The following is a 13,075-nucleotide window of genomic DNA, read 5'->3' on the forward strand; positions in this document are numbered from 1 at the left end:
TGGTACGCCCGGGAGGATTCGAACCTCCGACCTTTGGGTCCGCAACCCAACACTCTATCCCCTGAGCTACGGGCGCAAAGAAAACGTGGTGCCGAAGGTGAGATTTGAACTCACACGCCCACAGGGGGCACTACGCCCTGAACGTAGCGCGTCTGCCATTCCGCCACTTCGGCACTCTTACGATTATCGGCCCCCCGGACACCCCGTTCAACCGAGAATCGACTGGTGGGCGGTACTGGACTCGAACCAGTGGCCTCGTCGGTGTGAACGACGCGCTCTAACCATCTGAGCTAACCACCCGCCGGATTCTCAGTCTATGCCCGGCGGCCAGCCTGTTCAACCGCTTCCCTCACGGCCTCCCCTCCGCATGCCGCCGCTGCTACAGTGACCCGCATGGACGAATCGATCCGCATCGAGCGCGACGCTCTTGGCGAATTCCCTGTTCCGCGCGATGCCCTTTACGGCATCGATACGGCGCGTGCCGTGGCGAACTTCCCCATCTCCGGCCAGCGGTTTCCGCTGCACATCATCCACGCGCTGGCGCTGCTCAAGGCCGGCGCGGCCCGGGCCAACCGCCAGCTCGGCCTGCTCGAGCCGGACCTCGCTGGCGCCATCATGGCCGCCGCAACGGAAGTGGCGGAAGGCCGCTGGGACGACCAGTTCCCGGTCGACGTCTACCAGACCGGGTCCGGAACCTCGAGCAACATGAACGTCAACGAGGTCATCGCCAACCGGGCGAACGAGCTGCTCGGCGGCGGCCCCCGCGGCGTCTACCGGCCCGTCCACCCGAACGACCACGTCAACCGCGGGCAGTCATCGAACGACGTTATCCCCACGGCCATTCACCTTGCTGCCGTCCGCCGCATCCGGGAGCACCTGCTGCCCGGGCTGTACCGGCTGGAGGCCGCCCTGCAGGCGAAAGCGAATGAGTTTGACGGCGTCGTCAAGACGGGGCGGACCCACCTGATGGACGCCGTACCCATCCGGCTCGGCCAGGAGTTCCGGGGCTACGCCGGCCAGGTCGAGCGTGCGCGGCGCCGCGTCACGGCTGCCGGCGAAGCGCTCCGCGAGGTTGCCCTCGGGGGAACCGCAGTCGGCACCGGGCTCAACACGCACCCTGAGTTCGCCGGGCGCGTCCTGGCCTACGTCTCCGAAGTCGCGCGGGTGCAGCTGGTCGAGACGACCAACCACTTTCAGGCGCAGTCATCGATCGACGGCATCGTCGAAGCAAGCGGTCACCTTCGTACCGCCGCTGTCGCGCTGGTCAAAATTGCGAACGACCTCCGGCTGATGGCCAGCGGGCCCCGCGCCGGGCTCGGCGAAATCGAACTCCCGGCCCTCCAGCCGGGGAGCAGCATCATGCCGGGGAAGGTGAACCCCGTCATCCCCGAGGCGGTTGTCCAGGTTGCGGCGCGCGTGGTCGGCAACGATGCCACGATCAGCATGGCAGGCCAGTGGGGATTTTTCGAACTCAATACGATGCTCCCGGTCGCCGGTGCGGCGCTGCTGGAGTCCATCGAGCTCCTCGGCAACGCCGCCGCCGTTTTCGCCGAAAAGTGCATTGCCGGCATCCGCGCCACCGACCGCGGTCCGCAGCTCGTCGAGCAGGGGCTGGCCATCGCAACGCCGCTCGCCCTCGAAATCGGGTATGACCGCGCCGCCGAGCTCGTGAAGCTGGCGCTCCGGGAGGGGCTGACCATCCGGGAGGCAGCCCGCCGCGAACTTGGGCTGCCTGACCGTGAGCTGGACCGGCTGTTCGATGTCCGGCGGATGACCGGGAACTGACCCTCGCGCCAGCCGCCGGGGACGTCTCCCGCCAGGCCGTCCCCGGCTACGGCTCCAGCGGGTAGAAGACCAGCCCGGTGCCCAGCTTCGGGTGGAAGAAGGTCGACTTCTGGGGCATCCGCTCACCCTGGTCCGCGAGCCGCATCACGTCTTCGATGCTGACAGGGTTCAGCAGGAATGCAGCGGAGCTCCCGGGGCGGTCGTCGAGGAAGGCGAAGACCTCCTCGAGGTCGTGGGTGTATGCGATGGCGCCGGCAGCAAGGTCCTCGTCGGAGATGTTCCAGAGCGGTTCGAGCACGCCGTAGCGCAGGACGTTGGGTCCGATCCCCAGCCATGCCTCCGACCGCCCGGCGGGGATGCTGCCGGCGAGCCTTGCCCCAGGCCGCCGGCGGAGGGCGTAGACCTGGCGGGGCTCGAGTTCGAGGGCGACGGTATCGCACGTTTCGAGGAGCGCCATCAGCGCTTCGGTCCGCTCCGGTTCGCCCTCGGGGAGCTTGACGTGTTCGATTTCAAAGGCGTCACCGAGCCGCCGGCGCCAGTCTGCCGGTGCCGGGCGCGGGACGAGCCGGTGGATTGGGCGAATCACCAGCCCCGGGTCGTCGGCAGCGACGATGGCCGCCATCGTGAAGCGCGCCGGGTGCGTCGGGGGAAGCTCGCCCTGCGCGAGACGCCAGTTGCGGTAGTTCACCGCTGTCTCGTACCGGTGGTGCCCGTCGGCGATGTAGAACGACTCGGCGAGGAGCGGCGCGAGCTGGCGCATCTCGTAACTCCCGGCCTCGACCGCCCAGAAGCGATGGTGGTCCCCTTCGAAGCTGGTGGCAACGGCAGTCGGGGGCAGCTCCGCGATGACCCGCTCGATGAACTGCCGCAGCTGCCCTGCACGGTCCCGGGCGATGCAGAACACCGGGCTGAACTGGACGCCTGTGGCCTGGAGCAGTTTGAGGCGGTCCTCCTTCGGGCCCGACATCGTGAACTCGTGCGGTTTCACCCCGCCGGCCTCCCACGGCTGGGCCTCAACTGCCGCAATGACGCCGCGCCGGGTGTAGATGTGCCCGCCTTCGATGAACTCCTGTTCGTAGACGTAGAGCATCGGCGCCGGGTCGCGTGCCAGCAGCTGCCGCTCCGTCCAGTCGCGCAGGAGGCTCGCCACCCGGGCATACCGTTCTTCGCCGCCATCGGCGAGTTCGAGGTGCACAGCGTTGCATGGATTCCGCTCGGCGAGCGCCCGCTGCATCGCAGGCGTGATTACGTCGTACGGCGGTGCGAGGAGGTCATCGAGAGGGCCGGCGGCCGGCGTGTACCGCAGTCCGCGGAACGGCATGAACTGGGGCATCGTCTCTCCCGGTCGGGTCGTGGTGGTCGTTTGTTCGGCGGGGCGCCGGACCGGTAAGATCCGAATCCCCATGCCAACATACTGCGTCTTTTGCAATATTGTCGCGGGCAAGGAGCCCGCGAATATCATTTACGAGGATGACGAAATTATCGTTATCCAGAATATCCTGCGCTGGGTCCCCGTTATGCTGCTGGCGATGACCAAGCAGCACACCACGCAGGCCGAACTCTGGGCGTATCACATGGGAAAGGTCGGCCCCATCGCGGCCGAGATCGGACGCCAGCTCTGCCCGGGCGGCTTCCGCCTGCTCTCGAATTTCGGGTACGACGCGATGCAGAGCCAGGAGCACGGCCACCTCCACATTCTCGGCGGCACGTTCCTCGGCCATTACGTGGGCTGAGCGGCGGCCAGCGCCTCCTGCTGCTTCGCGAAGAGCTGCCCGATGCCGTGCCGGGCAAGGTCGAGCAGGGCATCCATGGCGGCACGCGAAAACGGCTTCCCCTCGGCGGTGCCCTGGACCTCGACGTAGGCGTCCTCGCCGGTCATCACCACATTGAAGTCGACCTCTGCGGTCGAGTCCTCCTCGTAGCAGAGGTCGAGCATTGGCACGCCGCCGACGATACCAACCGAGACAGCAGCCACCGGCGAGAGGATGCACGCCTCGCTGACCAGGCCGGCTGCTGCCAGCTTCCGGACGGCCAGCCGAAGCGCAACGTACGCCCCGGTGATGGAGGCCGTCCGCGTGCCCCCGTCGGCCTGGAGGACGTCGCAGTCGAGCGTGATGGTGCGCGGACCAAGCAGCTCGAGGTCGACCACGCCCCGCAGCGAGCGGCCGATGAGCCGCTGAATCTCCTGCGTGCGGCCGCCCGGCCGTCCGCGCTCTACCTCGCGCTGGCTGCGGGTGTGAGTTGCCCTGGGCAGCATGGCGTATTCGGCGGTAACCCAGCCGCTCTGAGTGTTCCGCAGGAACGGCGGCTGCCGGTCCTCGACGCTTGCGGCGCACAGGACGCGCGTTCGCCCAAACTCGACGAGGCAGCTCCCTTCGGCAAAGTCGAGAACATTGGTGGCAAGATGCACGGGGCGCAGCTCGTCTGGAGCGCGCCCATCGATGCGCGTGGTCATGATGGGCTCCGGGAGCAGGATGGCGTCTCCGAGGGTAGCCGCGGGCCCGCTCCCGGGCAAAGCCGCTACCGCTCCGTCCGCACCCGGATACGCCCTCCCTCCACGTCGACCCGGATGCGGCCGTCGGCGTCGGTCCGTACCACGGTGGCGCCTTCGAGCGCAGCCAGGGTGCTCGGGTGGGGGTGACCGAACGGGTTGCCCGCTCCGACGCTGATGAGCGCCAGGCCGCCATTCGCCAGCGCGAGGAAGTTGGGGTCGCTCGTCCGTGAACCGTGGTGGGGCACTTTCAGGATGTCGACCTGCTCAAGCCCGGCCGCAAGAAGCGCCCGCTGGGCCGGCCCCTCGCTGTCGCCCGTGAGCAGCAGCCGGACGCCGTCGTACTCGACCAGCACCACCAGGGACCGCTGGTTGAGCGACCCACCGCCGCCTTCCGGCGGCCAGAGCACCGTGAACTGGACGCCGTCGACCGAGAAGTGGTCTCCGGCCCGGGCGACGCTCTCCCGGTCCTCGACCGCGGCTGTCGCCAGGGCTGCCGTGCGGGTATCGTTCCGGTCGCCTGTGGTGACGACGGTCCGCACCCGGTAGCGCGACGCCAGTGCCGGCAGCCCCCCGATATGGTCCTCCTGCGGGTGACTCACGAGGACGAGTTCGATCGTGCGGTCCCAGTGCGGCATCACGGCGCCGAGCTGCCGTGCGAGCCGGAGGCCGCTCGGCCCGGTGTCGACCAGCACCTGCGCGCCGCCTGGCGTTGTGAGCAGGATGGCGTCCCCCTGCCCGATGTCCAGCATGTCGATGCGGAGGTGCCCGGGGCGCCCGTCGATGCCGGGCGCTATCGCGAGCACGAGCGCGCCCGTTGCCCCGCCGACCAGCAGCCGATTGCCCAGCACCGCGCGGCTCCGCACCGTTTCGGGGAGTTCGCGCGTGTCGGGGAGGTAGCGGTAGGCGATGAGCGCGGCGGCCGCCAGGAGCGACATTGCGAGTGCGGCTGTCCCCGGGCTCAGCCGCCCGGATTCGAGGGCTGCCCAGCCGGGGCTGGCAGCGAGCTGCGCGGTGTCGAGGATGAAGGCGAGCGGGTAGTAGGCGGCTGCGCCCGCCGCTGCAGCGGCTCCCGGCGCGGCCGCTCCTGCCAGCGCAGTCGCCAGGGAGGCCCAGAACGCGACCGCGACGACCGGCTGCACCAGCACGTTCGCGAGCGGCCCGATGAGCGAGACGGAGCCGAAATGCGCCCACGTTATCGGCGTGGTGGCGATGGTGGCGGCCAGCGAAAGCGCCGCCACGTCGGTGAGCCAGCCGGGCAGCCAGCTGACCGGCCACCAGCGCCGCGCCGACTCGGCGCCATGACGGAGCCACGGCCCGAAGGCAATCAGGCCGGCAGTGGCTGCCGCGCTGAGCTGGAACCCGGGGTCAACGGCAAGCCGCGGCCACCCGGCGGTGATGACGATAACGGCGGCGGCAAGGCCGGGCATCCCGCTCTGGGGACGCCCGATAAGTTCCCCCGCGAACAACACGGCGGTCATGACCGCCGCCCGCACCACGCTCGGTTCGAAGCCGGCAATCGCGACGTACCCTGCAACCGCGACCGCTGCGAGCGGCCAGCCCCGTCGCCGGCCGATGAGCCGGACGGCAGCTGCCATCGTGAGGGCCGCAACCAGCACAAGATTCGCGCCCGACACCGCCACAAGGTGCCGCAGCCCGCTCCGGTTGAACGCCTCGACGACGTCCCGCGGGAGGCCGCCGTCCCGTCCGAATGCGATACCCCCGGCGAGGGACGCCTCAGGTTCGGGGAGCGCTCGTTGGAGGGAGCGGTCGAGGGCCAGCCGCGCCCGCGTCAGCTCGCGGCCGGCGCTCCGTTCCCCCGGAGCCTCAAGCGTGTCCTTTGGACGGTACAGAACAGCGCCGACGCCCTGCCGGGCGAGGTACGCACGGTAATCGAAGTCGTCGAAGACCGGCGCCGCCTTCAGCTCGCCTTCGAGCCGGACCCGGTCGCCTGGCAGGTACTTCGCGTACTGGTGGAGCCATGCCCTGACGGTTCCCGCCTGCTCGACGGTGGTCCCGTCCTCGAGCACGAGCCGGTCGACCCGGATGTCGTACGCGGTCGTGAGGTCGCCGGGGTCGGGCTCGCTCACGACGGTCCCGAATAGCGTCGCCTCTTTTCCGGTGAATTCCGATACCGGGATCACCTCAGGCTGCAGCGCCCCTGCGAGACGCGCTCCTGCAGCCGCGGCGAGCACGACCCCGGCTGCCGCGGTCGGCCAGGAAATCTGCCGCCATGCCGCCAGCGCGGCGGCCGGTGCCGCCACCCAGGCGGCGCCCAGCCACCACGGCGCGCCCCACAGCCCGACCGGCAGCAGCCCCGCAATCCAGGCGGCCGCAAGGATGATGAGCAGCATCGGCAGGCGAGGCTAGCAGAACCGGAGGGGCCTCCGCAGCCCGGTTTGACGGGCGCTGTGGGCGTCCGTAGAGTCCGGCGGCGAAACCGTCCCCACTCTTGGCGCAGACAGGAGCAGCTGCATGGTCACACAGCGGCGAGATGCCGCAATCGTTGGAATCTACGAATACCCGAAGCGGAAGGCCCCCGGCGTGACGCCCCTGCAGATCAAAGCGGAGTGCGCCGCCCGGGCGCTCGAGGATGCCGGTCTTTCCTGGAAAGACGTTGATGGGCTGTACGACGCCCAGGACGGTGCCGGGATGGCCGGCCTGAGCCTCGCGGAGTACTTCGGCTTCAGGCCGAACGTCATCGATACCACCGCCGTCGGCGGGAGCTCCTACGAGTTCCACGCCGCCCACGCGAAGCGGGACATCGCTGCCGGCCGCTGCAGGGTCGCCCTCCTCACCTACGGTTCGACGGCGCACAGCGACGCGCGCCGCATCGGAACGATGCCCGGGATGGGCGGCGGTGCGCCGAGCCCGCTCTCGAACATGACCGACCCGTACGGCATGACGCTCATCGCCAACTATGCAATGGTCGCGCGCCGGCACATGCACCAGTACGGCACGACGAGCGAGCAGCTCGCCCGTATCGCCGTTGCCACCCGCGCCCACGCGATGCGGAATCCGCAGGCTGTCCAGGCGATGACCGACCTTGAATTCCAGGACATCCGTGAAATCACGGTCGACGACGTAGTGAATTCGCGCATGATCGCCGATCCACTCCACCTGCTCGACTGCTGCATGGTGTCCGATGGCGGCGGCGCGGTCGTCATTGCAGCGCCCGAGGTTGCCCGCGACTGCCGGAAGAAGCCCGTCTGGATCATCGGCGCCGGAGAGGCGACAAGCTATTCCGAGAACGGCAGTGACATCACGATCAGCGCCGCGGCGCAATCTGCTCCGCGCGCCTGGGCCGAGGCCGACGTCCGCCCCGACGAAATCGACGTCGCGATGATTTACGACTCGTTCACCATCACCGTCCTCGTGATGCTCGAAGACCTGGGCTTCTGCAAGAAGGGCGAAGGCGGGGCCTTCGTCTCCGAGCAGCGCCTCCGCTTCGATAGCCCGCTGAAGCCGGCCCTCAACACCGACGGCGGGGGGCTCAGCTCGAACCACCCCGGCATGCGCGGCATCTTCCTCCTCATCGAAGCGACCCGCCAGCTGCGCGGCGAGTCGACCTCGCAGGTCCCGGGTGCGCGCCTCGCCGTCGCGCATGGCAATGGCGGGATGCTCGCCACCAGCCACACCGGCGGCACCATCGTCCTCGCAGGTGATTGACCATGCCTGACCGTCCCCAACCGCGATTCCCCGAGCCCGATACCCAGCCGTTCTGGGAAGCAACGAAGGAGCACCGGCTGCTCTACCAGGTCGACCGCGACACCGGCGACGTGGTCTTCTTTCCGCGCCGCCACAACCCGAAAAACGGCTCGTCGAACCTGGAGTGGCGCGAATCGAAAGGCCTGGGCACCGTCTACACGTTCAGCGTCGTCCGCCTCAACCGCCACCCGGCCTTCGCCGAGCTCGGCCCCTACGCCGTCGCCTACGTCGACCTCGATGAGGGGTTCCGGATGCTGACGAACATCGTCAACGTGGCCGACCCGACGAAGGACATCTTCATCGGCCAGCGCGTCAGGGTGACCTGGCTCGATCAGTCGACGGGGATTTCGATTCCCGTCTTCGAACCCGCCTGAGGCTGCCGGCCGTCAGGCCCGCACCTTCGGCAGGATCGCCTGGATGTCGATGAAACGGTCGGCGGCGTGCCGCAGGTTCGATGCCGTGCTGCCGCCGACCGACACGACCTCAACTCTGACGCCCTTCGCCTGGACGACTTCGACGAGCCGCTCGAAGTCCCCATCGCCCGAGACAAGGACGACGACATCGAGCCGGTCGAGCATCTCCATGATGTCGAGCGCCATTTCGATATCGACGTTCGCCTTGATGGTGCCATCGGAGAAGCGCTTGAACGGCTTCCGCACCACCCGGAAGCCCTGGTCGATGAACGGCTCGGCGAACCGCTGGGTCTCGATGCTCACGCCGGGGTCCTCGTGCACCGGGGAGTACGCGACAGCGCGGACGAGCTGCCGACCCTCCGAGAGGTAGTCCAGCAGCTTCTTCCAGTTGACCCGGTGCTTCAGCCGGTCGAGAGCCAGCTCGATGTTCGCAGCGTCGACGAAGACGCCGATCCGCGGTGCCGCTGCGGGCGCGGCGCCCGGTGCATGCGCGACCCTGCGCGCCAGGTCCTCCTGCACCCGTACGAGCTGCGCGAGCTGCGCGGCCTGCGCCTCCAGCGTGCGAGTCAGCGCCGAGACTTCGTGCGCCAGCTGGGCGAGCTGTTTTTCGGCCGGGAGCGGTGCCGACGTGCGGTCCTTCCGGGCCGCCGGGACAGCCGCAGGCTCGGCCGGTGCGGCCTGCTCGGGCTCGGCCGCGCGCTGCAACTGCCCGGCCCGCCGCACAACGCGGGCAGGCGCCGGGACCGTGACCGGGGCCGACGCGGGCGGTTCCGGCGCTGCTGCGGGAGCCGCCGCCGGTTCTTCGACAATCGTGGCGACGCGGGAGCGCCGCCGGCGGGCCGCCGGAGCGGCCTCCTGCGCCGGCGGCTCGACGGCGGCCGGAGCAGGCGCCGTGGGCTCCGCCGCGGCGGCGTCAGCCCGCTGCTCAGTCGCGGGAGCCGCGGGTTGTTCGGCCGCGGACCGGCGCGACGAGCGCCGCCGTCGCGGCCTGGGGTCTTCGAGCACCTCGCTCGACGGTTCAGGGGGAGGAGGCGGTGTCGGCTCTGCCGCCGGTGCGGCGGGTTTTTCCCGCCTGGGGAAGATGTTCAACGCCATGTAGCTGGGGTTACCCACCCATCCTTTGCAAAACGCTGATCCGGGCCGCCACATTCCGGGCGATCCGGTCGAAGGCGCGCGCCGATTCACTCTCGGGCGCGCCGTACACCACCGGGACACCGCGGTCCGCGCCTTCGCGGACTCCGGGCTCGATGGGAATTTCCCCGAGGAAGTCGATGCCGAGCTCCTCGGCGGCTTCGCGAGCGCCGCCGTGGCCGAAGATGTCGTACCGCTTGCCCGTGTCGGGGGCCACGAAGTAGCTCAAGTTCTCCACCATGCCGAAGACCGGCACCCCGAGCTTCTCGAACATCGCTACGGCCTTCATCGCATCCTCGACCGAGACGGCCTGCGGGCTCGACACGATGATGACTCCGGTGATCGGCGCATCCTGGGCCATGCTCATCGAGGCGTCGCTCGTGCCTGGCGGCAGGTCGATGACGAGGTAGTCGGTGTCGCCCCACGGGACGTCGTGCAGGAGCTGTCGGACAGCGCTGCCGATCATCGGCCCGCGCCAAACCACCGGCGTCCCCCGCGGCAGCAGGAACCCGATCGACACGACGCGCACGCCGTACCGCTCGACCGGCTTCAGTCCCTCGTTCGACCCGGCCTGCAGGCCGGCCGGGAGGCCGAACATGGTCGGCAGGTTCGGCCCGGTGATGTCGGCATCGATCAGCCCAACGCTTGCACCGGCTTTGGCGAGGGCCACAGCGATATTCGAGGCGACAGTTGACTTCCCGACGCCGCCTTTGTTCGAGGCGACCGCGATGATGTTGCGCACACCCGGGATCGGCTTTTGCCCTTCGCGCGGGTTCGAAGCCCGCACCTGTGCGCCCCATGAGATGACGACATCTTCCACGCCGGGGACAGAAGCAAGAGCGCCCCGTACGTCCTGTTCGATCGTCTGGCGCAGCGGACAGGCCGGGGTCGTCAGTTCGATCGTGAGGGATATCCGCCCGCCTTCAATCGCGAGGTCTTTCACCATCCCGAGGCGAACAATGGAGGCGTGCAGCTCCGGGTCGTGGACCGTTTCAAGCGCCGCGACGACCGCATCGCGGTCGATGATTGCTGCAGAGGACATCGGCGACGCGCCTTTCTGCTGAGCTGGCAATGCGGGTCTCTCGCCCGGCCATCCCGCGAACCGGGCCGGTGCCAGCAGCATCTTGATCGTATCGGGTTTCTCCAGCCCGGCCAAACGGAGGCAGGGCATTTACCGCGAGTTTCTGGGTGACGCCGTAGCGTGGTGCTGCGCCCCCGCACAATGGTATACTGGCGATTACCGACCGGTAAGCACATGATCGGAGCACGCATGACAGAAGCACCTACCACGACGGCAGAAACCGGGCAGGCCCTCTGCCGGCACCACTGGGTCATCGAAACCCCGAACGGCGCGGTGAGCACCGGCCGCTGCAAGCGGTGCGGCCTCGTCCGCGACTTCCGCAATTCCTCCGAAGACCCGCTCTGGGACAGCGACAGCTTCAGCCTGAACGGGTCCCGCTACCGCGGGCGGCGCGCAGCCGACTCCTGAGAACCCCCGCAGGAAGTCCAGCGACAGGGGCCGGGCGCAAGCCCGGCCCTTCGCGCTGCCGCGGGGTACACTGAGCGCGTGGATATCGACCTCTCCGTCGACCTCGCGCCCGGGCAGAAGCGCGGGCTCCTCCTGCGCAATCCGGTCATGCCGGCCAGCGGGACGTTTAGCTGGGGGTTCGAATTCGAGCAGCACTTCGGGCGCGAAGGCATCGAACGTCTCGGCGCCGTGGTTTCGAAAGGCGTCACGATGGAGCCCCGCGCCGGCAACCGCCAGCCGCGGGTCGCCGAGACCCCGGCCGGCATGCTCAACTCCATCGGCCTCCAGAACGTCGGCATCCGCGCCTGCATCGACGAGCTGGCGCCCCAGTGGGCCCGCTGGGATACCCCGGTCGTCGTCAACATCGCCGGCGACACCGTCGAAGAGTTCGGCGAGATGGCGCGCATGCTTGACGGTGTGCCGGGGGTGGCAGCCATCGAGCTCAACATTAGCTGTCCGAACGTCGATACCGGCGGCATGGAGATCGGCCAGAGCGTCGAGGCTTCCGCCCGCGCCACGCGCGCGGCGGTCCGCAACACCGACCTCCCCGTCATCGTGAAGCTGACGCCGAACGTGACCGACCCGGTGGAGCTGGCGCTCGCCTGCGAGGCCGAGGGCGCCGCGGCGATCTGCGCCGTGAACACCGTGCTCGGCATGGCGATCGATATCGAGCGCCGCCGACCGGTCCTGCCCCGGGCCCGCGGCGGCCTGAGCGGTCCGGCCATCAAGCCGATCGCCCTCCGCATCGTCTACGACGTCGCGGGCGCCGTGCGAATCCCCGTAATCGGGTGCGGAGGCATCGCCACGGCCCGTGATGCGCTTGAATTCCTCATGGCCGGGGCGAGCGCCGTGCAGGTGGGGACTGCCACGTTCGCCAATCCCCGGGCGCTGCTCGATATCATCGACGGGCTGGAGGCGTGGTGTGCCGCGAATGGTGTCACGCGCCTCGCGGACATCGTCGGCTGCGCCCGGCCGGCAACGGTCGCCTGACCATGCGCGCGATGCAGCTTCGCGGGCCGGCACCGATCGCGGCCCGGCCGCTGGCCGAGGCCGAACTCCCGCAGCCCGAGCCGGGCCCGGGGGAGCTTCTGCTCCGGCTCACGGCGTGCGGCATCTGCCGGACCGACCTGCAGCTCGTCGAGGGCGACCTGAAGGCCCGCCGCCTGCCGGTCATCCCGGGCCACCAGGCGGTTGGTGTGGTGGCTGCCGTCGGGCCCGGCGTTGACGGCTGGCTCCCCGGCGACCGCGCCGGGGTGGCGTGGCTTGCAGGGGCCTGCGGGGCCTGCCGCTACTGCCGCTCGGGGCGAGAAAACCTCTGTGAATCGGCAACCTTCACCGGCTGGGACCGCGACGGCGGGTACGCCGAGTTCATGACGGTGCGGGCAGACTTCGCCCTGCGCCTGCCCGGGCAGTTCGGCGACCTCGATGCCGCGCCCCTGCTGTGCGGCGGTGTGATTGGCTACCGGTCGCTCCGGGTCAGCGGTATCCAGCCGGGCGGCCGGCTCGGCCTTTTCGGCTTCGGCGCGTCTGCGACGCTCGCCATCCAGGTGGCCCGCCACTGGGGCTGCGAGGTGTACGTGGTCACCCGTTCGAAAGCTGAGCAGGAGCGTGCCCTCCGCCTTGGCGCCCGCTGGGCCGGCGGTTACGACGATGCTGTGCCGGTTCCGCTCGATGCAGCCGTGACCTTTGCACCCGCCGGCGAGGTCGTCGTACGCGCGCTCGCTGCCGTGGACCGCGGCGGAACGGTCGCCATCAACGCCATACACCTCGACCGTGTGCCGGAGTTTCCGTACGACCTCCTCTGGTGGGAACGGACCATCAGGAGCGTTGCGAACTTCACGCGCCAGGACGCCCGCGAGTTCCTCGAAATCGCGGCATCCATCCCCATCCGGACCGAGTACGACCTCTACCCGCTCTCCGCCGCCAACGAGGCCCTCGAAGCGCTTTCCGCAGGCAACGTCCATGGGGCCGCCGTGCTCGATATCGCTGGTTCGCTGGGCCGCGACGCGTAACAATCTG

The 13,075-nt window shown here is 69.3% G+C and carries 12 protein-coding genes and 3 tRNA genes; 7 read left to right on the plus strand and 8 right to left on the minus strand.

The window, feature by feature from the left end; all coding sequences use genetic code 11:
* The 3 genes from Tbon_RS12870 to Tbon_RS12880 all read right to left on the minus strand — a co-directional run bounded on the left by Tbon_RS12870 (position 1) and on the right by Tbon_RS12880 (position 300).
* Positions 1 to 76, minus strand: a tRNA-Arg gene (locus tag Tbon_RS12870).
* Between the two features lie 10 nt (positions 77 to 86).
* A tRNA-Leu gene (locus tag Tbon_RS12875) sits at positions 87 to 173 on the minus strand.
* A gap of 50 nt (positions 174 to 223) precedes the next feature.
* A tRNA-Val gene (locus Tbon_RS12880) sits at positions 224 to 300 on the minus strand.
* 93 nt (positions 301 to 393) lie between these two features.
* Here Tbon_RS12880 and Tbon_RS12885 point away from each other — a divergent pair.
* Complete coding sequence (locus Tbon_RS12885) at positions 394 to 1,785, plus strand: class II fumarate hydratase (RefSeq protein ID WP_158068070.1); 1,392 nt, start codon at positions 394 to 396, stop codon at positions 1,783 to 1,785.
* 46 nt (positions 1,786 to 1,831) lie between these two features.
* On the opposite strand, the gene Tbon_RS12890 is transcribed toward Tbon_RS12885, so the two are convergent.
* Positions 1,832 to 3,118: a DUF1015 domain-containing protein gene (locus tag Tbon_RS12890; RefSeq protein ID WP_192497991.1), complete on the minus strand. Its 1,287-nt coding sequence runs from the start codon at positions 3,116 to 3,118 to the stop codon at positions 1,832 to 1,834.
* A 70-nt stretch (positions 3,119 to 3,188) separates the two neighbouring features.
* Between Tbon_RS12890 and Tbon_RS12895 the strand changes: the two genes are divergently transcribed.
* The gene (locus tag Tbon_RS12895; RefSeq protein ID WP_192497992.1) at positions 3,189 to 3,518 is read left to right on the plus strand and encodes an HIT domain-containing protein; all 330 of its coding nucleotides are present in this window, start codon (positions 3,189 to 3,191) and stop codon (positions 3,516 to 3,518) included.
* On the opposite strand, the gene rph is transcribed toward Tbon_RS12895, so the two are convergent.
* On the minus strand, positions 3,506 to 4,240 hold the full coding sequence (gene rph / locus Tbon_RS12900) for a ribonuclease PH (RefSeq protein WP_158068073.1): 735 nt from the start codon (positions 4,238 to 4,240) through the stop codon (positions 3,506 to 3,508). The two genes, Tbon_RS12895 and rph, sit on opposite strands and share 13 nt — an antisense overlap.
* A 65-nt stretch (positions 4,241 to 4,305) precedes the next feature.
* Positions 4,306 to 6,630: a DNA internalization-related competence protein ComEC/Rec2 gene (locus Tbon_RS12905; protein ID WP_158068074.1), complete on the minus strand. Its 2,325-nt coding sequence runs from the start codon at positions 6,628 to 6,630 to the stop codon at positions 4,306 to 4,308.
* A gap of 121 nt (positions 6,631 to 6,751) precedes the next feature.
* On the opposite strand from Tbon_RS12905, the gene Tbon_RS12910 reads away from it, so the two are divergent.
* Positions 6,752 to 7,945, plus strand: coding sequence for a thiolase C-terminal domain-containing protein (locus Tbon_RS12910; RefSeq protein WP_158068075.1), 1,194 nt, complete (start codon positions 6,752 to 6,754; stop codon positions 7,943 to 7,945).
* A 2-nt stretch (positions 7,946 to 7,947) separates the two neighbouring features.
* Positions 7,948 to 8,358: a Zn-ribbon domain-containing OB-fold protein gene (locus tag Tbon_RS12915; protein ID WP_158068076.1), complete on the plus strand. Its 411-nt coding sequence runs from the start codon at positions 7,948 to 7,950 to the stop codon at positions 8,356 to 8,358.
* Between the two features lie 12 nt (positions 8,359 to 8,370).
* On the opposite strand, the gene Tbon_RS14015 is transcribed toward Tbon_RS12915, so the two are convergent.
* Together Tbon_RS14015 and Tbon_RS12925 are read right to left on the minus strand one after the other, a co-directional pair.
* Positions 8,371 to 9,102, minus strand: a complete 732-nt coding sequence (locus tag Tbon_RS14015; protein WP_225734643.1) for a LabA-like NYN domain-containing protein — start codon at positions 9,100 to 9,102, stop codon at positions 8,371 to 8,373.
* 400 nt (positions 9,103 to 9,502) lie between these two features.
* Entirely contained in the window at positions 9,503 to 10,570 is a 1,068-nt protein-coding gene (locus Tbon_RS12925) for an Mrp/NBP35 family ATP-binding protein (protein WP_192497993.1), read from the minus strand.
* Between the two features lie 228 nt (positions 10,571 to 10,798).
* Between Tbon_RS12925 and Tbon_RS12930 the strand changes: the two genes are divergently transcribed.
* The 3 genes from Tbon_RS12930 to Tbon_RS12940 all read left to right on the plus strand — a co-directional run bounded on the left by Tbon_RS12930 (position 10,799) and on the right by Tbon_RS12940 (position 13,068).
* A complete protein-coding gene (locus Tbon_RS12930; protein ID WP_158068077.1) occupies positions 10,799 to 11,017 on the plus strand; it encodes a hypothetical protein in 219 nt (72 codons plus the stop codon).
* A 78-nt stretch (positions 11,018 to 11,095) separates the two neighbouring features.
* Entirely contained in the window at positions 11,096 to 12,046 is a 951-nt protein-coding gene (locus Tbon_RS12935) for a dihydroorotate dehydrogenase (RefSeq protein ID WP_158068078.1), read from the plus strand.
* Between the two features lie 11 nt (positions 12,047 to 12,057).
* The gene (locus Tbon_RS12940) at positions 12,058 to 13,068 is read left to right on the plus strand and encodes a zinc-dependent alcohol dehydrogenase family protein (RefSeq protein ID WP_225734644.1); all 1,011 of its coding nucleotides are present in this window, start codon (positions 12,058 to 12,060) and stop codon (positions 13,066 to 13,068) included.
* The last annotated feature ends 7 nt before the right edge of the window (positions 13,069 to 13,075 follow it).

The organism is Tepidiforma bonchosmolovskayae, assembly GCF_008838325.1.
GTDB lineage: Bacteria > Chloroflexota > Dehalococcoidia > Tepidiformales > Tepidiformaceae > Tepidiforma > Tepidiforma bonchosmolovskayae.